General features: G+C 65.4%; 15 protein-coding genes. 9 read left to right on the top strand and 6 right to left on the bottom strand.

All coding sequences use genetic code 11. From position 1 onward, the window contains the following. Positions 1 to 246 precede the first annotated feature (246 nt). Together KBA48_RS01235 and KBA48_RS01230 are read left to right on the top strand one after the other, a co-directional pair. Positions 247 to 1299: a LacI family DNA-binding transcriptional regulator gene (locus tag KBA48_RS01235; protein ID WP_292902963.1), complete on the top strand. Its 1053-nt coding sequence runs from the start codon at positions 247 to 249 to the stop codon at positions 1297 to 1299. A gap of 59 nt (positions 1300 to 1358) precedes the next feature. After that, the gene (locus KBA48_RS01230) at positions 1359 to 1988 is read left to right on the top strand and encodes a hydrolase (RefSeq protein WP_292902961.1); all 630 of its coding nucleotides are present in this window, start codon (positions 1359 to 1361) and stop codon (positions 1986 to 1988) included. Positions 1989 to 2192: 204 nt separating this feature from the next. On the opposite strand, the gene KBA48_RS01225 is transcribed toward KBA48_RS01230, so the two are convergent. After that, the gene (locus tag KBA48_RS01225) at positions 2193 to 4445 is read right to left on the bottom strand and encodes a TonB-dependent receptor (protein ID WP_292902959.1); all 2253 of its coding nucleotides are present in this window, start codon (positions 4443 to 4445) and stop codon (positions 2193 to 2195) included. Positions 4446 to 4921: 476 nt separating this feature from the next. Here KBA48_RS01225 and KBA48_RS01220 point away from each other — a divergent pair, with 476 nt between their 5' ends. The 5 genes from KBA48_RS01220 (at position 4922) to KBA48_RS01200 (ending at position 11127) form a co-directional block, all read left to right on the top strand. Then, positions 4922 to 5419: an arsenate reductase ArsC gene (locus tag KBA48_RS01220; RefSeq protein ID WP_292902957.1), complete on the top strand. Its 498-nt coding sequence runs from the start codon at positions 4922 to 4924 to the stop codon at positions 5417 to 5419. 73 nt (positions 5420 to 5492) lie between these two features. Further along, positions 5493 to 6083 carry a transcription elongation factor GreB gene (gene greB, locus KBA48_RS01215; protein WP_292902955.1) on the top strand — a complete coding sequence of 197 codons (591 nt, stop codon included), beginning with the start codon at positions 5493 to 5495 and terminating at the stop codon, positions 6081 to 6083. A gap of 110 nt (positions 6084 to 6193) precedes the next feature. Beyond that, complete coding sequence (locus tag KBA48_RS01210) at positions 6194 to 9124, top strand: ATP-binding protein (protein ID WP_292902953.1); 2931 nt, start codon at positions 6194 to 6196, stop codon at positions 9122 to 9124. Between the two features lie 72 nt (positions 9125 to 9196). After that, positions 9197 to 9658, top strand: coding sequence for an Rrf2 family transcriptional regulator (locus tag KBA48_RS01205; protein ID WP_367273798.1), 462 nt, complete (start codon positions 9197 to 9199; stop codon positions 9656 to 9658). A gap of 89 nt (positions 9659 to 9747) precedes the next feature. After that, positions 9748 to 11127: an FAD/NAD(P)-binding protein gene (locus KBA48_RS01200; protein ID WP_292902951.1), complete on the top strand. Its 1380-nt coding sequence runs from the start codon at positions 9748 to 9750 to the stop codon at positions 11125 to 11127. Between the two features lie 50 nt (positions 11128 to 11177). On the opposite strand, the gene KBA48_RS01195 is transcribed toward KBA48_RS01200, so the two are convergent. From KBA48_RS01195 to KBA48_RS01175, 5 genes are all read right to left on the bottom strand, one after another. Beyond that, positions 11178 to 11570, bottom strand: coding sequence for a response regulator (locus KBA48_RS01195; protein ID WP_292902949.1), 393 nt, complete (start codon positions 11568 to 11570; stop codon positions 11178 to 11180). Next, a complete protein-coding gene (locus KBA48_RS01190; RefSeq protein WP_292902947.1) occupies positions 11567 to 15094 on the bottom strand; it encodes a PAS domain S-box protein in 3528 nt (1175 codons plus the stop codon). The genes KBA48_RS01195 and KBA48_RS01190 overlap by 4 nt, the downstream gene beginning before the upstream one ends. Positions 15095 to 15236: 142 nt before the next feature. Then, a complete protein-coding gene (locus KBA48_RS01185; protein ID WP_292902945.1) occupies positions 15237 to 15428 on the bottom strand; it encodes a hypothetical protein in 192 nt (63 codons plus the stop codon). An 87-nt stretch (positions 15429 to 15515) separates the two neighbouring features. Then, positions 15516 to 16013, bottom strand: coding sequence for a hypothetical protein (locus KBA48_RS01180; protein WP_292902943.1), 498 nt, complete (start codon positions 16011 to 16013; stop codon positions 15516 to 15518). A gap of 915 nt (positions 16014 to 16928) precedes the next feature. Continuing rightward, positions 16929 to 17447, bottom strand: coding sequence for a YjbF family lipoprotein (locus KBA48_RS01175; protein ID WP_292902941.1), 519 nt, complete (start codon positions 17445 to 17447; stop codon positions 16929 to 16931). Between the two features lie 193 nt (positions 17448 to 17640). Between KBA48_RS01175 and KBA48_RS01170 the strand changes: the two genes are divergently transcribed. Both KBA48_RS01170 and KBA48_RS01165 read left to right on the top strand, forming a co-directional pair. Next, the gene (locus KBA48_RS01170) at positions 17641 to 20580 is read left to right on the top strand and encodes an SLBB domain-containing protein (RefSeq protein ID WP_292902939.1); all 2940 of its coding nucleotides are present in this window, start codon (positions 17641 to 17643) and stop codon (positions 20578 to 20580) included. 15 nt (positions 20581 to 20595) lie between these two features. Further along, positions 20596 to 23091: a YjbH domain-containing protein gene (locus tag KBA48_RS01165; RefSeq protein ID WP_292902937.1), complete on the top strand. Its 2496-nt coding sequence runs from the start codon at positions 20596 to 20598 to the stop codon at positions 23089 to 23091. Positions 23092 to 23111 lie beyond the last annotated feature (20 nt).

Here is a 23111-nt window from a genome sequence, read left to right as displayed (position 1 = left end):
TTCCGTCCCCCGGCTTAACCATGACCGGGTTCACGGCCCGGCTTTCGGCGGGAAAGAGTAATTGCTACCGGTGTCAACCGCAAGGTACCAACATTGCCGCCCGTATTTATCGCCGGTCCACAAGAAGTGTGGTGACAGGAACCCTGTCTTGCCCCTGTCTGGATTGGACAACGTTGTCAGATGCGGGCGGGTATGTTACATCCAACCGGCACCGGGCGCGAAAGCCCGGGCAGGAGGGAGCGTTCCTTGACCGATATCCAGCTTCACGCCGGCAATGGCCGGGCGCCGGTCCCGTCGCGGGCCGCCACCATCTTCGATGTGGCGCGGCGGGCGGGCGTGTCGACAAAGACCGTGTCGCGCGTGCTGAACAACGAGGCGCGGGTGGCGGAGGATACGCTGGCGCGGGTGCGGGCGGCCGTGGCCGACCTGGATTACCGGCCCAATCCCAATGCACGCTCCCTGGCCGGGCGCCGGTCCTATCTGATCGGCCTGTTCTATGACAACCCGTCCAGCAATTATATGGCCGATATCAAGGGCGGGGCCATCCGGCGTTGTCAGGAAAAAGGCTATCACCTGCTGACCGAACCGTGCGAGGCGGATGATCCCAATCTGCCGCGCCTGATGGTGGGCGTGGCCACGCGCTTTCGCCTGGACGGGCTGATCCTGACGCCACCGCTGGTCGACCGGCAGGATGTGCTGGACGCGGTGGCCGCCGCCAATGTGCCGCTGGTGCGCATTGCGCCCCGCACCCATCCCGACCGTACGGCCCATGTCTGCATGGATGATCAGGCGGCGGCCCGGCTGGCGGCTGACCATCTGGCCGATCTTGGCCATCGGCGCCTGGGCATGATCCTGGGCCATCCCGACCATGGGGCCGCAGAACTGCGCCAGCGCGGTTTTCTGCAGGCAGCGGCCGATCGGGGTCTGACCCCGCTGCCCCACCATATCGTGCCGGGCGATTTCAGCTTTGCCGGCGGCTTCGCGGCGGCGGAACGGCTGCTGTCGCTGCCCGACCGGCCCACGGCCATCTTTGCCGGCAATGACGACATGGCGGCGGCCACGGTGGCGGCCGCCAACAAGCACGGGCTGCAGGTGCCGCGCGACTTGTCCGTCGTGGGTTTCGATGACAGCCCCATCGCCCAGGTCATCTGGCCGCCCCTGACCACCATCCGCCAGCCCACCATGGCCATGGCGGCGGCGGCGGTGGACCTGCTGATCGGCGACGGGGAGCGGGAGCCGGTGCGGCAATTGGGCTTCGAACTGATGGTGCGGCAATCGACGGGGCCGGTTCCCGGTTGACGGCGGCGGGACCGTGATGCTGCCATAGGGGCCGATCCCGCTCCTGGCCCCGAGCCCCCATGACCAGACCCAGCCCCGTTCCCACCCACCTTGACGCACCGCGCACCAACCTGCTGATGCGGTCGGGGCGCTGGGTCAACCTGTACGACCCTTCACCTGCCGATATCGTGCTGGAGGATTGGGTCACCGGCGCCTCACGCGTGGCGCGCTGGGGCGGTCAGACGCGGGGGGACTGCGCCTACAATGTCCTGCAGCATTCGGTGCTGCTGGAACAGGTGCTGCTGACGCTGCTGCTCCCCGATGCCGGCCACACCCTGCGCCGGGCGGCCCTGATGCATGATCTGCACGAGGGCGGGGGCCTGGGCGATGTGGTGACCCCCTATGGCAAGCTGTTCGCGACGGCGGGCCTGAAGGAGGTGAAGGCGCGACTGGACCGGGCGCTGTTCCTGGCTGCCGGCCTGCCCTGGCCCCTGTCGACCGCCGATACCGACCTGATCAAGAAGGCCGACCGCATCATCGCGGTGTCGGAGGCGGTCCAGTTGATGGGCTGGCCGGAAAAACTGGCCCGCCGCGACATCGGCGGCGGTTATCGCGGCAAGCTGTGGACCGACCCGATCATCGTGGTGGATGAGGCGGCGGCGAGGACCCTGTGGTGGAACCGGTACAGGGCGCTGGTGCCCGCCGCCTGAACGAAAAAAGGGCCGCACCGGTCACCCGGTACGACCCGTTAAACGATCATACGTAAATCTCGGACAGAGTGGTTTGCGTGTTCTCGCAAACCACTCCGGCGGCGATCGCCGCCGTGCGGCACGTGCCGCGTAAGCCAAGCCGCCGGATGGCGGCGCCCGGCACCTGAAGGAACACAAAACACCCCAAACCTGACGAAGGCAGGTTTAGAACTTCGACGTCAGTTCCACGCCGTAGAACGGGGCCTGGTTGACGATGCCGGTCAGGTTGTTGAAGTCGATGGCGCCTTCCAGCGACTTTTCGTTGGTGATGTTGCGGCCGAACACGGCAATGCCCAGCTTTTCATCATCCGACACGTAACCCAGCTTCAGGCCGCCTTCCAGCTTGCTGTCGGAATAGAATTCCTTCGACGTGTACAGGAAGAAATTGACCTTGGAGCGGTAGTTCCAGTCGGTGAAGACATAGATCTCGCCGCTCTCCACGGGAATGCCGTAGCGCGCACTGGCGGAGAAGATCCATTTGGGCGCGTTGGGGAAGGAGTTGCCATCCACCAGGGCAACGGTGCCCAGGACCGGGACCTGCTTGGTCGGATCGGTCACCGTGCAGCCGCCGGCGCAGATGGGGATGCTCAGCGTGCTGTCCTTGATTTCCGTGTGGTTGTAGGACAGGCCACCGGTCAGCATCAGGTTTTCGACGGGCAGCAGTTCCAGCTCCGCCTCGAACCCGTAGCCTTCGCCGCCCTTGGCATTGATCAGGGTATTGTTGTTGGACGCGCCGCCGACGGCCGTGAACTGCTGGTCCTCGATATCGGTATAGAAGGCGGTGACGTTCAGGCGGGCCTTGCGTTCCCAGAGGTTCGACTTCACCCCGGCCTCATACGACATCAGCGTCTCGGCCTTGGCGATGGACAGGGCGTCGCGGTTGATGTTGCCGTCGCCATAGAAAAGCGGGCGGCTCTGGATCGAGGGCGCGCGATAGCCGTTGGCGACGCGGGCGAACAGGTTGACATCATCCGTGGCCTTGTAGGTCAGGCTGGCGTCCCAGGTCACCTGACCGTCCGACACGTTGGCCCCGCCGGTGCCACCCACGCCCAGGAAGGGCGGCGCGCCGGGCTTCAGGATACGGGCGACGGAGAAATCCTTCTCCTCGTCATTGTACCGGATGCCGCCGGTCAGGGTCACCTGCTCCGTCAGGTCATAGCTGGCCTGGCCGAACAGCGCCCAGGTCTTTGTCTCCTGCCGGCTGTCGGTGAACACCGCGATGCCGCGCGGATCGGCGGCATTGCCGTAGGAGTAACCATAGGCGGTCACATCCTCGTTGAAATAGAACAGGCCCGTCTGCCAGCGGAAACGCTCGCCCTCGGCGTTGGACAGGCGCAGTTCCTGCGTCCATTGCGCATGGTCGGGCACGGCGTCGGCCGTTTCGCTGTCGAACGGAATGAAGCCGGGGCCGACCCCCGCCACGCCGCCATCAATGTCGCCGCGCGTATAGACGTCCACCGTCTCGTACCCGGTGATCGAGGTCAGGATGATGCCGTCGAGATCATATTCCAGCTTCAGGCTGCCGCCCTGGCTGGAGACCGACAGGTCGTTCTGGCCATTCTGGAATACGGAATTGCGGGAGAAGGTGGAAGACAGGTCGTTGCTGCCCTTCTTGATGGCATTGGCCACGAAGACACGGGCCGAGCCGTCCAGATCGCGCGCATGGACATTGAACAGGGCCGACAGGGGACCCTTTTCATAGGCGAGCTGCAGACGTGCCGCGACCTCGTTATGGCCGCCGATGGCGTTGTTTTCACCCGTATAGGTGTTGTCGATGAAATCGTCCTTGCGGTCATACTTCATCGACAGGCGGGCCGACAGGATGCCGTCGACCAGGGCGCCACCGATGGCGCCCTCTGCCCCGATCGTGTTCTTTGAGCCGTAGGAGGCCGACAGATACCCTTCCGTGTCCTGTGTCGGCTTCTTGGAGATAAAATTGACGGTGCCGGCCGGCGTGTTGCGGCCGAACAGCGTGCCCTGCGGACCGCGCAGCACTTCCACCCGTTCCACGTCGAACAGCGGGAAACCGCGCAGCATCGGGTTTTCCTGCACCACCTCGTCGATCACCAGCCCCACGGGCTGGGTCGAGGTCAGGTCGAAATCGCTGTTGCCCAGGCCGCGGATATAGAAGCGCGGGAAGGTGCGGGCGAAGGTGGATTCGACATACAGGCTGGGCACCTGGGCCGACAGGGCCAGCAGGTCGACACCGCCCGACATCACGGCAGCCAGCTTCTCCGGGGCGACAGTGCCGACGGAGATGGGGACCTGCTGCTGGTTTTCCGCGCGCTTGGTCGCGGTCACGATGATCTCGTCCAGCACGGCCTGGGCCTGCACGGCGGCGGGCGCCGCGATGGACAGGGCCAGAAGGCTGGCGGCACCGGCCAGCAGACGGTTAAATGACGGATTGCCTTTACGCATTATTGAATGCCCCCTTCAGAGCCATATGTGCGGCGGTTCGTGCCGCCAGCGTCGATTCCGTTACGAAGGCGCCGCCCCTTCCCTGACTGCCCGAGGGACGTTCGCCCATCTCCACATAGAAATACCCGCCCAGGTCGCCCCGGCCGGGTGTTTCAACAGTTTGTTGCGCTACAGCATGGAGAGGGCCGCCACGGCTTTCAAGATGGCGTGCAAGGGGTGGTGTGACGTTGGCATGACGGTGATGCAGTTTCACAACACCAGAACAAGTAAAAACAGATTTGTTACAGTTTAATGACATGCGTGGGCCGCATGCTGCGATGCAGTTGTTTCCATGAACACCCTCCATGAGGACGGGAAAGGGCAGGGGGCACGTGCGGTTCCCTGCTTTCATGCAAACGACATCAAACCGCGACAATCCTGTCGCCGATCATGCGGATAGTCCCGCGCGGTTTCCATACCGCAACGGGGCCGATCCCATGTCGCCTGACCGTCCGTTCAACGTGCTGTTCATCTGCCGCCGCAACGCCTCACGCAGCCTGATGGCCGAAGGTCTGCTGCGCAAATGGGGGGCGGGCCGGTTCGACACCTTCTCCGCCGGTCCGGAACCGCGGGAGGACGCCGATCCGATCACCCTGGATCTGCTGAGCAAGGTGGGGATCGACACGGAGAATCTGCGTCCCAAGAACTGGGACCTGTTCACCGGTCCGGATGCGCCCGACCTGGATTTTGTCTTCCATGTCTGTGAACAGTCGGCGGCCCTGAAACAGCCGGCCTGGACCGGCAATCCCATGATCGTCACCTGGCGCTTTCCCGATCCGCTGGCGCTGGAAGGCTCGGAGACGGAGCGGCGGGCCTTGCTGAACCTTGTGTTCGGCATGGTGGAACGGCGGGTGAAGCTGCTCTGCGCCTTGCCGGACCACCGTCTGGCCCGGCTGACCGCGTCCGACGTCTCCGACATCGCCATGGCCGGATAGGCTGTTCCACCCTTCCCCTTCCAATGCCGGACGCGCTAAACCTACCCTGTTGCAGGTGTTCGGTGGTGCGGGGATGAGCAAGGCCTGGGTGAACGAGAACGCGCGTGATGCGGCGGCGGATGATGATGACGGGCCCGACGATCCCCGTCCGCTGCCGCCCGGCCAGAAGAACCATATCACGCCCGAGGGGTTCGAGCGCATGCGGGGGGAATTGAACCAACTGCTGCGTGTCGAACGGCCCAAGGTGGTGGAAATCGTGCATTGGGCGGCCGGCAATGGCGACCGGTCGGAGAATGGCGATTATATCTACGGCAAGAAGCGGCTGCGGGAGATCGACCGGCGCATGCGGTTCCTGTCGAAACGCCTGGAAATCGCCAATGTCGTCGATCCGTCGCAGCAGAAGCATCGCGATCAGGTGTTTTTCGGCGCCACCGTCACCTATGCCCGCGAAGACGGGACGGAAAACACCGTCACCATCGTCGGCGTGGATGAAACGGATATGGGGCCGGGGCGGATCAGTTGGGTTTCCCCTGTTGCCCGCGCCCTGCTGAAGGCGCGGGAGGGCGATCTGGTCAGCCTGCGGACCCCGGCGGGGGTGGAGGAGCTGGAGGTCGTTTCCATCCTTTATCCGCCGCCGGCCGCGCGGGTATCCGACGTCGGATAACGGTTGTTAACCTAACCTTCTGCGTCTGCCATCACGAATGGCGATTTGATACTTAATGCCCTGACCATATGATCGTGCGTCGGGCGTTCCCGCCCGGCGCCGGAGGGGCGATGGTTTTCACATCCAAAAAACTGTCCCTGGTACTGGCCTTGACGCTGGTTCTGATCTGGAGCGGTACCGGCAGCCTGCTCTGGCTGGAGCGGGAGCGCGCCCTGGACCAGGCGCGCCGCGATGTGGCCAACCTCGCTCTTGCCTTCGAGGAACAGTCATTCTGGATTCTGTCCACGGTCGAGCAGACCCTGCGTACGGCAAAGGCCGAGTATGAGGCGGACCCCGCCGCCTTCAACCTGCGCGAATTCATGCGCCAGCATGCCATGCCCCAGGGTTTTGCCATCCAGATGTCGATGGTCGGGGCCGATGGGTACCTCATCGACAGCACGCTGGGCATGGGGCCCGAGGCGCGGATCACCAATTATCTGGACCGTATCCATGTGGCCACCCATGTGCGGCAGGATACGGGGGCGGTTTTTATTGGGCCGCCCATTGTGGGTCGCCTGTCCGGAAAATGGTCGCTGCCGATCAGTCTGCGCCTGAACAAGCCCGACGGCACCCTGGCCGGGGTGATCGTCCTGTCCGTCGACCCGTTCTATCTGTCGGCCTATTTCCACAAGCTGGACCTGGGCAGCGAGGGCGTGGTCAATATCCTGGGAATGGATGGCATCGTCCGGGCACGATCAGGACGGTCCGACACGCCGGACACGGTGACCGGCCTGGGTCAGTCCATGGCCGACAGCGCCGTGATGGCCCTGGCCAGGCAGTCACCCCACGGGGTGCTGGATGATGTCAGCTCCATCGACAATATCCGGCGTCTGATGGCGTATCGCCGTATGCGCGTCTATCCGCTGGTGGCCATCGTGGGGCGGGGAGTGGAGGAAATCCTGGTGCCCTGGTGGTCGCTGGCCTGGCGGACGCTGATCGCGACGCTGGTCGTCAGCCTGGGGCTGGGATTGATGGTGCGCGCCCTGGAGCGGGAATCCCGCCGCCGCCGCGCCCATGCCCGTGATCTGGCCGAGGCCAACCGTCTGCTGCGCCTGGGCGAACAACTGGCCATGGTGGGTCATTGGCGGTTCGAACTGGAGACAAGGCGGCTGACATGGTCCGACGAGGTCTACCGTATCCACGGGCTGCGCAAGGATAAGTTCCAGCCCAGCATGGAAGCCACCCTGGCCGCCCACCATCCCGAGGATCGTGCCCGCCTGCGGGAACTGGTGACCGCCGCCATGCAGACAGGCAGTTCCTATGAGATGGGCCTGCGTATCATCCGACCGACCGGGGAGATCCGGCATGTCGTGACGCGCGGCGTGGTGGAGTTCGACGCCGCCGGCAAGCCGTTCGCCGTCTTCGGTGCCATCAGCGATGTCACCGATCGCACCGCGCAGGAGGAGGCGTTGCTGGTGGCCCGGCGGGAGGCGGAGGCGGCCGCCCGCGCCAAGACGGAATTCCTGGCCACGGTCAGCCATGAATTGCGCACCCCGTTGAATGCCGTGATCGGCTTCGCCGACCTGCTGCTGGCCGCCGATCTGCCGGAAAGCGAGCGGCGGCGCTATATCCGCCTTCAGGCCGAGGCGGGGCGGACGCTGCTGGCCGTCATCAATGATGTGCTGGATTTCGCCAAGGTCGATGCCGGGCACCTGCTGCTGGAAGAGATGCCGACCGACACGGTGGGCATGTTGCAGACCTGTGCCGAGCTGGTGCGGCCGATGACGCAGGAGAAGGGGCTGACCCTGCGTGTGGAGATCGCGCCCGACCTGCCGCCCTGGCTGATGCTGGACCCCACGCGGGTGCGGCAGGTGGTCCTGAACCTGCTGAACAATGCCGTGAAATTCACCCAGGCGGGCAGCGTGACCCTGACGGCCGGGACCGTGACCGGCACCGATGGGAAGGAACCTTTCCTGCGGATCGCGGTGGAGGATACCGGCATCGGCATCGCACCGGACCGTCAGGCGCAATTGTTCGAACCCTTCCACCAGGCCGATGCGTCCACCGCCCGCCGCTACGGGGGCACCGGCCTGGGGCTGGCCATCTGCAAGCGGCTGGTCACCCTGATGGGGGGCTCCGTCGCGCTGACCAGCGATGCCGGGCGCGGCAGCCGGTTCTGGATCGATATCCCGCTGCGCCCGGCGGACCCGCCGGCCCATGCACCGGCCCTGCCCTTGGCGGTGCCAGGTGAGGAGGGCGGGGTGGCGCGGCCGCTTCATGTGCTGGTGGCCGAGGATATTCACGTCAACCAACTGCTGGTGCGCGCCATCCTGGAGCGCGCGGGCCACAAGGTCGATATCGCCGTCGATGGCGCCGCCGCCGTGGAGGCCGTGCAACGTCAGGCCTATGATCTGGTGCTGATGGATATCCAGATGCCGGGCATGGATGGGCTGGAGGCGACGCGCGTCATCCGTGCCATGCCATCGGTTGCCGGGCGCATCCCCATCCTCGCCCTGACAGCAAACGCCCTGCCGTCGGAGGTCGAGCGTTGCCGACAGGCCGGGATGGATGATCACATCGCCAAACCGATCGAGGCCAGCCACCTGCTGGCGGCGCTGGCCCGCTGGTCGCAGCGCATCGGCCCCGCCCCGGCCCAGCTTCCGGCTGCCGGCGCGCCGGCACCGGAGGTGATGTCGACCGTCATGCAACAGCAACTGGAGATGTTGATGGGTCCCGGGGCGCTGCTGACCATGATGCAGGAGGTGGCCAGTTCCCTGCGCCAGCGGCTGGCCACTATCGCCGACCCGGCCACGCCCCTGGACACCGTGCGCAGCCATGCCCATTCCATCGTGTCGCTGGCGGGCAATTTCGGGCTCATGCAACTGTCACAGGCGGCGCGCGATGTAGAGCAGGCCATCGATTCCGCCGCCGATCCGGCCAGCGTGCCCGTGGCGCACCTGCTGAGTGCAGCCGATCGGGCACAGGTTGCATTGGCGGCCCGCATCCCGGAACTGACGCGTATCGCCGCCGCCGAGGGGCCGGCAACGGAAAAGGGTGGCTGACCAGCGCAATCCGCCCCTTGCCATCCTTGGCGGGACGCGCGATGAAGTAACGATCATTCCGTGCTGGAAAGTATGAAGACGATGCTGACCCAGCGGGCCAAGTACGCCCTTCGCGCCTGTATCCATCTGGCTGATCATTTCGAAGACGCAACGACAGTCCAGATTGCAGAGATCGCTGCGGCGGAGAATATACCCGCCAAATTCCTGGAAGCCATCCTGCTGGATATGCGCAAGGCCGGGCTGCTGCAAAGCCAGCGGGGCCGGCATGGCGGCTATCGCCTGGCGCGGGCGCCGGAGAATCTGTCGGTCGGGGATATCATCCGGGTCATCGACGGCACCCTGGCCCCCATCCGCTGTGCCAGCCGGTTGAAATTCGAACCGTGCGAGGATTGCGAGGATGCGGCGACCTGCGTGATCCGCTGGGCGATGCTGAAGGCGCGTGACGCGATGGCCACCGTGCTCGACCGCTGCACCCTGGCAGAGGCGTCCCGTCGCCGGCGCTCGCTATCGCATCCGCTGGACTTTGTCATCTGATCGTCACGGGTATTCGGCTTGACTTCGGGCGGGTGATATTTCCTACTGGTCGCATAGGATTTGATGCCGGCCACGGAGAAACCAGCCCCATGACTGACCGCGCCCGCCGTCCCACCATTGCCGTGATCGGCGCCGGTTTCAGCGGGTCGCTGGTGGCTCTGCATCTGCTGGCCGCCGGCGCTTCGGCCCCGCGCATCCTGCTGGTGGAGCGGGCGAGCGGCTTTGGCAAGGGCGTGGCCTATAGCACGCGCCACGGGGCGCATCTGCTGAATGTCCGCGCCGGCAACATGAGCGCCTTTCCAGACCAGCCCAGCCATTTCCTGGATTGGTTACGGTCACGTAATGAACCCGCCGATCCCTCGGGCTTTGTGGCCCGCGCCACCTATGGCCAGTATCTGCAGGACATCCTGTCCCAGGCGGCCAAGGGGTCGGATGCCGTGGGCCGCCTGGTTCTGGTGGCCGATGATGCGGTGTCGCTGACCCGGCTGCCGGATGGCAGCTTCCGCCTGACCACCGATGTCGGCCGTTCCTATGCGGTGGATGGCGCGGTTCTGGCTGTCGGCAACTTTCCGCCCGACCCGCCCGCTGGGGTGGACAAGGATTTGCTTGGGTCTTTTCGGTTCCGTACTGATCCCTGGGCGCCGAAGGCGTTGGCCAGGATCGGTCAGACGGATTCGGTCCTGTTGCTGGGTACCAGCCTGACCATGGTGGATGTGGCCCTGTCTTTGACCGACCAGGGACATCAGGGGCCGATCCTGGCCCTGTCGCGCCGGGGACTGCTGCCGCGGCGGCATGGACCGGCCACGCCGCCGCCCCAGCCGCAGGTTCCGCCCGCCATCGGGCCGTCGCTGGCCTCGTCATTGCGGCTGGTGCGTCAGGCGGTCCGGGAAGCGGCAGTGGAGGGGCGTTCCTGGCACGCCGTCATCGACAGTCTGCGGGCCGCCACGGTTCCGTACTGGCATTCCCTGCCCACGCCGGTGCGGGCACGGTTCCTGCGGCATCTGCGGCCCTGGTGGGACGTACACCGGCACCGTCTGGCCCCGCAGGTCGATGAAAGGCTGCGGGCCATGATGGCGGAAGGACGCCTGCGGGTGGTGGCGGGCCGGCTGGAACGGCTTTCGACCGGAACGGCGGACGACCTGCAAATCCGGCTGCGGCCCCGGGGCCAGCCGATGGCAGAGGAACTGTCGGTGCTGCATGCCATCAACTGCGTCGGCCCCGGCGGCGATATCGCCGGCACACAGGATCCGCTGCTGCGCGGCCTGCTGGATGCCGGCCTTGCCCGGCCCGACCCTTTGCGCCTGGGGCTGGATACGGATACGCAGGCCCGGCTGCTGGACCGCGCGGGCCATGTGGTGCCCGGCCTTTATGCGATGGGGCCGATCATGCGGGGCACCTCGTGGGAAATTACCGCCGTGCCGGACATCAGGGTGCAGGCGCAAAAGCTGGCGGCCGCGATCCTGGCATAGGCGGCGATCGCCGCCATGCCCCGGGTCAAAGGATGTGACCGTGGTGGCCCTTATCCGGCGTGGAAACGTTCCCAGACCGCACGGACCTGGCCCGCCAGTCCCATCGGCTCGAACGGCTTGGCGATGACGTCGACGACGCCCAGGGCGCGGAAGGCCTCCACCTCGCGGGGCTGTACCTTGGCCGTGATGAAGATGACGGGGATGCCCGCCGTCTCCCCGTCCTCCTGCAGGGCGCGCAGGGTCGCGGGGCCGTCCATGACGGGCATCATCACGTCCAGCATGATCAGGTCGGGCCGGAACCGTTTCGCTGTCTCAACGGCCTTGGTGCCGCTGTCGCACAATTCGACCTTGAACCCGCCGATACGGGTCAGCGCCAGATTGGTCACCGTGCGCAGCATCTCCTCGTCCTCGACATAGAGGATACGCTCCAACACTGGGATCATGACGCGGACTCCGTGTGGTTCGGGTGGACGGGTGTTTCCAAAGGGGGCGCCATCCTATGTATCAGACGGCGGATCGTGTCCACGAGTTCCTCATTGCGGGCCCGTGACTTTACCAGCGTTGCCGCCACTTGGCGCAGGGCGACGGGGCCGGCATCGGCGCCGGTGAAGACGACGACGGGCACCGGGTCCCCCCGGTGGTCTCGCAGTTCCGGGATGATGTCCAGGCCGCACCCGTCCGGCATGTCGATATCGACGATGGCAAGGTCGAAGGGTCTGGCCCGCGCCAGCGCGCGGGCTTCGGCCAGGGTGGCGGCCGGCATGATCTCGGCATGCCGGGCCAGCAATTGCCGGACCACCGTGCGGATGTCGGCATCATCCTCCACATGCAGCAGTTGCGGTCTGTCCTCCGTGCCGGCGGATACGGCCCGATGCAGGGCGGACAGCAGCCTTGCCTCGTCAATGGGCTTGGATAGCCAGTCGATGACGCCTACCGCCTCCCCCTCCACCGCGTCCCGTTCCGCATCCCCCGTGGCGGTGACCACGATCACGGGAAGATCGCGGGTTTCCGGCTGGGCCCGGATGGACCGGAACAGGCTGATGCCGGGCAGGTCGGGCAGCATCAGATCCAGGGTCATGGCCTGGAAACGCTGCCGGGCCAGCATCGTCATGGCTTCCGCAGCCGTGCTGGCGATGACGGGATTGAAACCGGCACGGTCCAGCAGCAGCGCCAGCAGACGGGCGATATGGGGATCGTCCTCACAGATCAGGATGTCCGCCGGCTTGCCCCCAGCAGCCGGTACCGGGGCCGGCAGGGGGGCGGAGGGCTGTACCGGCAGATCGATATGGAACCGGGTGCCGGCGCCGGGCGTGCTGTCGAATCCGATCCGCCCCCCCTGGCGCTCCACGATCTCGCGCGTGATGGCCAGCCCCAGGCCCGTGCCGCCCTTGGCCCGGCTGTCGGAACTGTCGGCCTGGGCGAAACGCTGAAAGACATTGGGACGGAACGCCTCGTCGATACCGATCCCCTGATCGGCCACCGTTGCCCGTATCCAGCCATCGGGCAGCGGTTCAGCGGAAATGGTCACAGTGCTGCCGCCGGGGGAGAACTTGACGGCATTGCTGATCAGATTGTCGAACGCCTGGGCCAGCCGGTCCGGATCGACCAGCACCGTTGCTTCCAGGCGGCCGGGCGCGGCAAGGCCGGGGCCGGCCACCAAGCGGATGCCGGACCGTTCCGCCAGAACGGCATTGTCGCGCATGGCATCGCTCAACAGCGATGCCAGCGACCGGGGCACCAGATCGAACCGCATCTTGCCCGACGCGATCTTTTCGATGTCCAGCAGGTCGTTGATCAGGCGGATCAGGCGTTCTGTGCTTTCCTGCGCGATATCGGTCAGTTGCCGCGCCTCGGCCGGCAGGGCGCCGAACAGGTCGGAATTGACCATGCCCAGCGACGCCCTGATGGCGGTCAGCGGTGTGCGCAGTTCGTGGCTGACCGTGGAAATGAATTCGGACTTCAACCGGTCCATTTCCTTGAGATGCGAGATGTCGTTGGCGACACCCAGGAAACCCTGGATGGCGTCCGCACCGTCGCGGATGGCGGTAATGGAGAGAAGCACCGGTACCCGCCGCCCGTCACGGGCGATATAGGTCCATTCCCGCTGGTCCGGCTTGCCCTGACGGGCGCGGTGTACAAACGCCTCGAAGGGATTGGCCGGCGCCTGTCCCAGGCTGGCGGTCAGTTTGACTACGGCCTGTTCCATCTCCGTCCGGTCATGGAACAGTTCGGGGGTTTCCCGGCCGATCAGGTCGGTCGCGCGATAGCCCAGCATGCGTTCCGCCCCGCGGTTGAACGCGCGGATCACGCCCGACGGGTCGGTGACGATGATGGCATTGTCGGCGCTGTCGACAATGGCCTGCAATTCCGTGGTCAGGCGGCGCATCTCGTCTTCCGCCTGCTTGCGCGCCGTGATCACCTCCGTGAACATGATGATGCCGCCGACTTCGCCATCAATGTCACGCCAGGGGTGGATTTCCCAGCGCACCCACATGGTGCTGCCATCGGCGCGCACGAACTTGTCCTCTGCGGCGCTGGCATGCTCACCTTGCTGACAGCGCCGGTGGATTTCCCGCCAGGCTTCGTCGATCTCGGGGAACAGTTCGTAATGGCTGCGGCCGATCAGGTCGCGTTCGCCCAATTCGTAATCGGCCACCCAGCGCCGGCTGACGGCGACATACCGCATCTGGGTGTCCAGCATGGCAATGGCCGCCGGTGTGTGGCGAATGAACAGGTCCAGGAGATGTTCGCGCCGGCGCAGGGCCCCGGCAAGGTTCTGTCCGGCCAGGTGAACGGCGCGGAAGGCTGTGGCGGCGCGGGCCAGGTCACCCACTTCGTCCGGGCGGGTCGTGTCTGGTATGGCTATGTCGGTTTCGCCGCGGGCGATCTGTTCGAACACCCGGGTCAGGTTGGCCAGCGGCCGCAGCACGCGCCATTGCACCAGCAGCAGCGCCGCACCGCCGATGACCAGGGTGGCCAGACAAAGCAGGGCGCCCCGCGCAAGACTGAACATCGCTTCCTGCGACAACTGCCGGACCCGCTCTTCCGTCACCGTGCGCGACGCGGTCTGTACGGCCAGCACGGCCTCGATGCCGGTGGTGGAGATGGAGAACCAGTCATCGGCCATGACCGGGTCGATCACCCCGGCATTCGCCGCCGCCAGGGCCGCGCGGCGGAACGGTTCGACCCGGTTGGCCAGCAGACTGTCGGCAGCGGCCGCGGCCACACGTACCTCGTCCATGCGGGCGCCGCTCTGCGCCGTCAGTTGCCGCACATTCTCCCAGGCGAGGCCGAAGCGCGTCTCTGCCTCGGCCAGCATTTCCGTCAGCAGGGGGCTGTTGCCCCGCAACAGGGCCGCCGACAGCAGCGCGCGGACACGGCCCGCCTGTTCTGCCGCGATCCAGGCCGACTGCCGCAAGATCGCGTGGGAAGCAATCAGCGGGTCGATCACGGGGGAGCGGTCGGCCAGGGATTGGTGCGCAATGCGCGCCTGGTCGATCAGGCCGGTCAGCGTGCCGAACCAGCGGTCGGACAGGGTGGAGGGCCGGGCGGACGCCGGAAGCAGCAATGCCTGATCGAGTTCGTCGCGCAGATCGGCAAGGACCCGATGCGCCTGTGTCAGCGAAGCGGCCAGTTCTGCCCCACCCCGTGGTGCCCGGTCGGGTGAGGCCAGCAGGGCCAGCAACCGGTCCAGCCGGGCATCCGTTCGCTGCCGCACCTCGCGCAGATTCAGCAGGCGGGCTTCCGGCGCCGGGTCGGGGCGGGCCAGCAGCATATAGGCGCTTCCCCGTTCGAGCGCCCAGTCCCCCGCCAGTTCCACCAGCGCCCCGCGCCCCTGCTCGGCCGCCAGGAAACGGTCGGCGGCGCTCTTGCCCTCCCAATCCCGCACGAGTCCCATGACAGCCAACGCCACGAGGGCCGCCGCCATGATCAGAATCTGGAGGGGGATGAGCAGGCGCAAACGCATGGGGTGCCGGTCCGATCGGCGGTTCCGTGCATAGGCGGCGGGGCCACCCATGCATTGCAACCCTTCGACCATGACTCAATCAGGCCGGGCAGGCCAGTCCGTCGGCACCACCCTATCCCAAAGCATAGCGCCGGGGAGGCGGTTACTCCAGGTAGCCGTCCACCTCGGCGGCGGCCCGTTCAAGCGGCCAGTTCAGCCGTTCGATGATCTCATCGATGGCGTCTTCGGGGGAAAGCGCGCCGCGGCCCAGCCGTTCCAGAATGGCGTCCAGGATGGACTCCTCCTTGGGGGTGGGACGGCCGTAGGGCTTCAGGATGTCAAGAATGTTGCTCATGATGTATATAATGTTCCCGTGGCGCCGGCATGTCGAACCGCCGGCCGATGCGACAGCTTAGCACAGGAACCGGGCGGCTTGGCTAGCTCAGCCTCGGCCGAAATCCGGAAGGTCGGTCGCATCGCAGGCGACCTGCCGCGCCGTTGCCTCGACTTGGCCCAGAAGCGCGGGGTCCAGACCCGCCACGATGTCGGCGTCCGTCCGCAGCTCATTCAGTTGCTTGAGCCAGCGTTCCAGCACAAAACGGGTGCCGATGGGCAGATGGCCGACATTTGCGGCCATCTTTTCAAGGCGGGGGGCGACCGCAAGCAGATGGAGCTGCCATAAGGAAACGGTCAGTTGCCTCAACTGCGCCTCGACCTGCAGCCGCCGTCCCTCATCCAGCGCCCCGGTATTGGAGCGCAGGACGGAGGTGAAGGCGGCCACCGCTTCGAAGGAAGGTCCAAGCTCCTTGAACTGGCGCAGCGCCATGGTGACATCGGGCGGCGGCGGCAGCCGGGAGCAGAGCGCCTGAAGGCGAACCAAGTCCTCCTGCAACAAGGAGAGCTGCAATTGAATAGTCCGATCGGCTGTCTTCATCTGCATTCCGCTACTCCTCTACCAAAAGGTATAAACCGAATCGCTGGTGACGCCAGCAGGGAAATGAAAGGCCGTATTCTCTGCTCTTCTGCTCGCCGGTAACTGGCAGGGGGAGGGGTTTGATTTTGCGTGTTCGGCGTTGCGGTGTGGCAACATCACCAATGCGCGGTACGCCACTTGTTATAGTTTTGTGTCGAAAATGATCTTTCCTTTGATGCAAATGCGGATGATGTATTTCCATAAGTAACTGAAAATATTGAAATAATGCGTCAAGTTCGCTGTTGCGCCTGTCCTGTCCGGAAGGAGGGTTCCCCCTCATATCCGCCTTGCGGCGCACGGCTGTAATGGTATTTTCCAGGAGCCTTCACGTAAGAAGCCTCTCGCAACGCGAAAAAGAAATGGTATAAGGCACATCGGTCCAACCTCTGGGGATTTTACCAATGAAGAAGGAACTCCTGGCTCTGACGCTCGCCCTCGCCCTGGGTGCTGCTCCGGGTGTCGCCAGTGCGCAGAGCACCACCGGTGCCGCGCCGGCCGCTGCCCCGACGACGGGCACGACCGCGGCTACGGCCACTGCTACGGGCTCCGCTGCGGGCGTTGGGGCTTCCGGTGTCGCCCTGGGTTCCCTGGGCACCGTTGCCGTTGTTGGCGCTGTCGCCGTTGCCGGCGTCGTGGCGGCCGCTTCTGGCGGTGGTGACGAAGAACAGCCGGGTCCCGGTCCGGGCCCGGGTCCGGGTACGCAGACCACCCCCCCGGCGACCAGCACGACGACGTCGTCGGCTCGCTAACCCGTTCAGGGTTCGCACCAGCAGGCTGTGGACTTGGATGATGGATTGGACCTTCGGAACGCTCCGAAGGTCCTTTTCACTTTTCCCGCAGGCCGGGGGCTGCCGGCTGTCCCCGCCCTCAAGGCGGGTTCTTTCAGCCCGCCGCTTTGATGATTTCGATATTCAGTGCATCCGTGCGGTCATGGATGTGCTGCCGCGTCTTCCAGCAGAAACCCGACTGGTCGATCCAGTAATCATTGGTGAAGGGCTTCATGCCCCGCATCGTGACCGCTTCGCTCAGGCGGGTCAGGGTGTGATGGCGTTCCAGGATGGTGACCTCTTCGGGGCCGACCAGAGTGAAACGGCCGCGAACCTCAATATCGAACAGTCCGGCCGCCTGGATGTCTACATGGCGGATATATTCCGTCCCCACCAGTTGCCGCAGGTCGGGCACCCGGTCATCGGGCAGGTGTGTGCGCGACAGGTCGCCGGGCAGGCCGACCGTCTGCACCAGGAACGGCCCCCGGGTGACCAGCACCTGCCGTGTCTGGCTGTAATAGTACAACGCCCCATTTCCGCCGATTTCGCCCAGCACCATGAAGGCCTGACTGCTGTCATCCATCCAGGCCAGGATCGAGGCGTAAGGAAGGGCATCCGCCTGCGCGCGGGTCACGGGTGCCTTGCCCCCGAGACCGCCAACCGCCGCCACAGTTGCCCAGTACGGAGATTCAGTGTTACCCAAGTCTCCACATCCGGTCAGGGCACCCGCTGGCAGTATTGTGGCGGCGACCAGACCCAGGCACCTGCGGCGGCTCATGGTCGTCTGGAAGCCGGGATCGCTTTTAGGAAGAGTCATGGAGAACTCGATGCGTCGTGTGTTCAGGGGCGTCGTCGGCCGACGGCACTTGCGGTCCGGTCTAGCATGTGCCGTCCTGCTTGTCAGTGCCGCGATGCCCGGACTGGCGCAGACCATCGAATTGTCCGAAGGTTCGCTGGACCTGCAGCGCCTGCAGGGACAGATGGGCATGCGCGGCGACGGCCCGCAGACGGCGCCCAGCGCCGTGGACCGCGCCCGTTTGGGAAATGGGCTTGACACCTGGACAGGCAGCCAGCCCGGACAGTCACAGTTCGACGTGCGCGACCCCAGGGATCCGGATTTCGGGCGTGACGATTCCCGCCTGCGCAAGCCGTCTCCGCTGGAGCAGCAATATAGCCAGCGCGGCGGCCGGAAGCTGGAACAGTTCGGCTACGACCTGCGCAGCGACCGTCGCCTGGCGGCCACGGCCCTGCTGAACGGCGCCGTCCCCGACGATTATGTCCTGGGCATCGGTGACGAACTGGTGGTCACCCTTCGCGGTCAGGCGAACAGCACAACGTCCGTCCGTGTGGACCGCGAGGGTCGGGTGGTGTTGCCGACCATGGCGCCCGTGGTGGCCGCCGGCCGGACCTTCGGGGAGTTCCGCGACGATCTGACGGCCCAGGCCCAGGCCGCCTTCCTTCAGACCAGCGTGTTCGTTTCCGTCGGGTCGGTCCGGTCCATCGGCGTGCTGGTGACCGGCGAGGTCAAGGCGCCCGGCCGCTACACCCTGACCAGTTTCTCCAGCCTGATCGACGCCCTGTCCCAGGCCAATGGCATTCAGAAGACCGGGTCCTTGCGCGCCCTGCGTATCCTGCGCGGCGACAAGAGTATTCCGGTCGACCTTTACGAAGTGCTGCTGGGCAGCCGCACGGTCAATGATCTGCGCCTGCAGGATGGCGACCAGATCGTCGTGCCGGCCATCGGCGAGACGGTCGCCGTGCAGGGCGATGTCGTGCGTCCCGGCATTTACGAATTGCGGGGCCGCGAAGCCGGCCTGTCCGCCGTCCTGGAACTGGCCGGAGGGCCGCAGCGGGCCCGTGGCAACCGTATAGACATCCTGCGGCTGGACAAGGCCGGCCGCAACCAGACCATCCGCGACGCCGCGGGCGGCGCCAAGGTGCTGGCCGGTGATATCCTGGTTGTCGATCTGCCGCGCGACGCCATCGCCCTGGAAGGGGCGGCGGAACGGCCGGGCGGCCGGGGCCTGGCGCAGAGCAAGACCCTGCGCGACGTCCTGAACGAACCCTATCTGCTGTCCTCCAACCCGTATCTGCCGCTCGCGGTCATCGATACCGAGGATCCGGTCACGCGGCAGCGCCGCTATGTGCCCGTTGATCTTCTGCGGGTGATGGACGGCACGATGAATGTGTCCCTGCGCGAGCGGGACCGGGTGATCGTCCTGTCGCAGGCCGATGTCCGCTATCTGGGCTCTGCCGATGTGCAGGCCGTGTTGCGGGGTGAACAGCCGCCCAGCGTCAAGCTGGCCGTCGACCGCACCGTCAATAACGAGAAGCTGGCCATGGCCGGTGCCCCCGTCAATCTGGGCGGGGAAGAGACGGTACCAGGCACGGAACAGACGCCGACCCGGCGTAACCGGACGGGATCGGTGAACACGATATCCGACCCCCTTGATACGCGTGACCGGTCCGTAGCGCAGCAGCAGGATCGCGACGATCTGGCCGATGGCCGGGAGAGCCAGGCCACCGGCCGCCAGCGCCGCCTGATCGGCACCTATGCCGATCCGCAGAATCCGGCCGGTGTGCGGCTGGTGGAATCGGATGTGGAATGTGGCGGTCTGCAGACTTTGGCGGCCCTGGCCTCCGAAGGTCTGCAGCAGCGCTATGCGGTGGCGTTGCGCAGCGGCTCCCGTCGTTCGGCGGACACCCCGGTCATCGATATCCGGTCGTGCCCCAAGGTCTTTCATCGCCATCCAGACCTGCTGCCCTTCCTTCTGGAATATGCCGTCTCCATCGAGGGCGAGGTGCGGTTCCCCGGTGTCTATCCCCTGGTCCCCGGTGCCCGTGCCGATGCCGTCATGCGCGCCGTCGGCGGGGTGACCCTGGATGCCGACAACAACTCTGTCGAGATGACGAATGTCGGGGGTGAACGGTCCAGCGGCATGAACCTGAGCCAGTTGAACCAGGCGACGCTCAACCCTGGGGATGTCGTGCGGGTCAGCGCGCGTATCGCCAAGCGGGAGGTGGGGGTTGTCAAGGTGGCGGGCGAGGTGCTTCGCCCCGGCCGTTACGATATCAAGCGCGGTGAGAGGCTGTCCGAACTGCTGCGCCGTGTGGATGGCCTGACGCCGGAGGCTTTCCCCTATGGCGCCGTCTTCACCCGTATCCGGGTGCGCGAGGCGGAGGAGGCCGGGTTCCGGCGGGCGGCGCTGGAACTGGAGCAGTCGATTCCCAGCGTGCTGGCCAGCACGTCGGGTCAGGAAGCAGAACAGGCCCGGCAGGCGCTTCCCTTCCTGCAGGGTCTGATCGCCAGCCTGAAGAGCACGCGTGCCGTGGGCCGTGTCGTGGTCGAGGTCGATCCCACGGTGCTGGCGGCCCGCCCGGAACTGGATTTTGTGCTGGAGCCCGGCGACGAATTGATCATCCCCAAGCGTCCGTCGCATGTCACCGTCTCCGGCGAAGTGCTGAACGCCAGTTCCGTCATGTTCAAGAGCGGAAAGTCGGCCCGCGACTATATCAAGCTGGCCGGTGGCGAGACGCCGGCGGCGGAAATCTCCAATGCCTTCGTGATCTACCCCAACGGGGAGTCCGAACCGCTGCGTCTGGGCCGTTTCAGCGATGGCAGTGTGCCGATCCCGCCAGGATCCACCATCGTTGTTCCGCGTGATCCGCAGCCGTTCAACTTCCTCAGCCTGACGCGGACCGTTGTCGGTCTGATCAGTGACCTGGCGCTGGCGGCGGCGTCGCTGGCCGTAATTTCCCGGAACTGAGGCGGACCCCATATCGTGAAGAAGTTCCGCTTCGCCCGCACGGCTGGTGCCGTCGTCGCTCTCATGGCGGCGGCGCCGGTTAGCGCAAGCGACAATAACAATCCGTTCCTGCCATGGCGTCCCCCGGAATCGGTGAATGATTTCGGGGGCACGGGCCTGATCCAGACGCCCATCGCGCGGGCGGCGGAGGATGGTCAGGCTTATGCGGGCTTCACCTATGTCTGGCCCTATTCACGTTATTTCATCACTGTGCAGGGGCTGCCCTGGCTGGAGGCGACGCTGCGATATACCAGCGTCGCCAACCGCTATTACGGTCCGGAGGATTTCTCGGGCCTGCAATCCTACAAGGATCGCGGGATCGACGTGAAATTGCGGTTGGTGGAGGGCGATGCAACCTGGCCCAACATCGCCGTCGGCCTGCGGGATATCGCGGGGACCGGCCTGTTCGGGTCGGAATATCTGGTCGCGGATCAAAGCTTCGGCGATTTCGATGTCTCCGTCGGCATGGGCTGGGGCAACATGGGCACCCGCAACCATTTCGGCAATCCGCTGGGCCTGTTCTCCAAGAAGTTCAAGCAGCGCCCTGACGGCTACACCAGCGGCGGCGGCACCCTGTCCACCGATTTTTTCCGGGGACCGGTGGCGATGTTCGGTGGCGTGTCATGGCAGACGCCCCTGGAAGGGCTGCGCCTCAAGCTTGAATATGACCCCAACGATTATCAGCACGAACCGCTGGACAACGATCTGAAGCAGTCGATTCCCGTCAATGTGGGGCTCGATTACAAGCCGTGGGACTGGTTGCAGGTCGGTGCCGCCTTTGAGCGCGGCGAGCGGTTGATGCTGCGGTTTGCTACCACCACGAATTTCCACAAGGCCAAGGGGCCGGGCAAGATCGATGCACCGCCCCCGCCGCTGATCCCCTCCACGCCCGTCGCCGCCGCCCCGCCGCCGCAATCGGCGGCATCGGCAGCGGGGGGCGACGTGCGTGCCGGGCTGGGTCGGCAGGCCGCGCTGGATGGGGTCAGTCTGCAGCATTTCACCCGGATGGCGGGCGAGATCCACATCACCGTGTCGGGTACGCCTGTGCGCGACGGCACGGTCGTCGCGTACGATCTGGCACGACGCGCGGCCGAACTGGCACCCGATTTCAAGGGCCGCATCCAGGTAACGCGGGTTGAATATAACCTGCCCTGGATGGTCACCAGTTTTGAGGCTGACAGCCTGCGGACGGGGTCGGGGCTGCGGGCCGTCACGGATGCGGCGTCACCGGTCACGCCTGTCGTGACCGGCGAACCGCCGACCGAGGATGTGCGCAAGGAACTGGCCAGCCAGCTCCAGAAGCAGGGCTTCTTCCTGACCGCGGTGGATTACAAGTCGCCCCGTGCCACCCTGTTCCTGACCAACGGGCGTTACCGGCAGGTGCCCAAAGCCATCGGCCGCGCCGCCCGCACGGCAGCGGCCGTTCTGCCGCCCGAATATCAGGAATTGCAGATCATCTTCATGGATAATGGCATGGAGATGCTGTCGGCCACGCTTTACCGGGCCGATCTGGAACGCGCCCTGTCCCCCTATGGCGGCTCGATCGAGGAAGCGTGGATGCGCACCCGCATCGACCGGCCGGAGGCAAAGGCGGAAGAGGCGAGCCATCCGGAGGATGTCAGTTATCCGGGCTTTGGCTGGAACATCCGTCCGGCCTTCCGCCAGACATTGGGCCGGCCGGAAAGTTTCATCCTGTATCAGGCATGGGTACGGTTGAACGGGACAGTGGTCATCACGCCCGGCCTCAATGTTGCCGGCGGTCTGGGCATCAATGTCTCGAACAATTTCGACAAGATGCGTATCCCCTCGGACAGTCAGCTTCCGCATGTCCGCTCGGACATCAAGAACTACCTGCAGGAGGGGACGACAGCCCTGACCTACCTGCAGGCGGACTATACCAAGCGTGTGGCCACGGACACCTATGCCCGTGTTTACGGTGGTTATCTGGAAGAGATGTTCGGCGGTGTGGGCGGCGAAGTCCTGTACAAGCCGTTCGGCCGCGAATGGGCCATCGGTCTGGATGTCGCCTGGGCCAAGCAGCGTGATTACGACCAGTGGTTCAAGTTCCGACCCTATGATGTCGTGACTGGTCACCTTACCGGCTATTACCATTACGAACCGATAGGTGTGGATGCCCGGCTCAAGGTCGGCCGTTATCTGGCCGGCGACGAAGGGGCAACCTTCGAGCTTTCGCGAACTTTCGACAGCGGTATCACTGTCGGCGCCTTCGCCACCTTCACCAATGTCTCTGCAAAGCAGTTCGGCGAAGGAAGATTCGACAAGGGGATTTATTTCATCTTCCCCCTGGACAATCTCTATGTGAAATCAACGCGTGGCAGTCTTGGTTGGTTGTGGCGGCCGTTGACCCGCGATGGTGGCCAGACGCTGAACAACCGCCGGCCGCTGATCGGCCAGGTGGGGACGGCGGATGGTGCGGCGCTTCGGCGTGACTGGAACCTGTTGATGGATTGACGGTTGTCTTTCGAGGCTGT

This window comes from Niveispirillum sp., from assembly GCF_017996735.1.
GTDB lineage: Bacteria > Pseudomonadota > Alphaproteobacteria > Azospirillales > Azospirillaceae > Niveispirillum.
The sequence above is the reverse complement of the archived record's forward strand: the minus strand, read 5'-3'. Positions and strand labels throughout refer to the sequence as shown.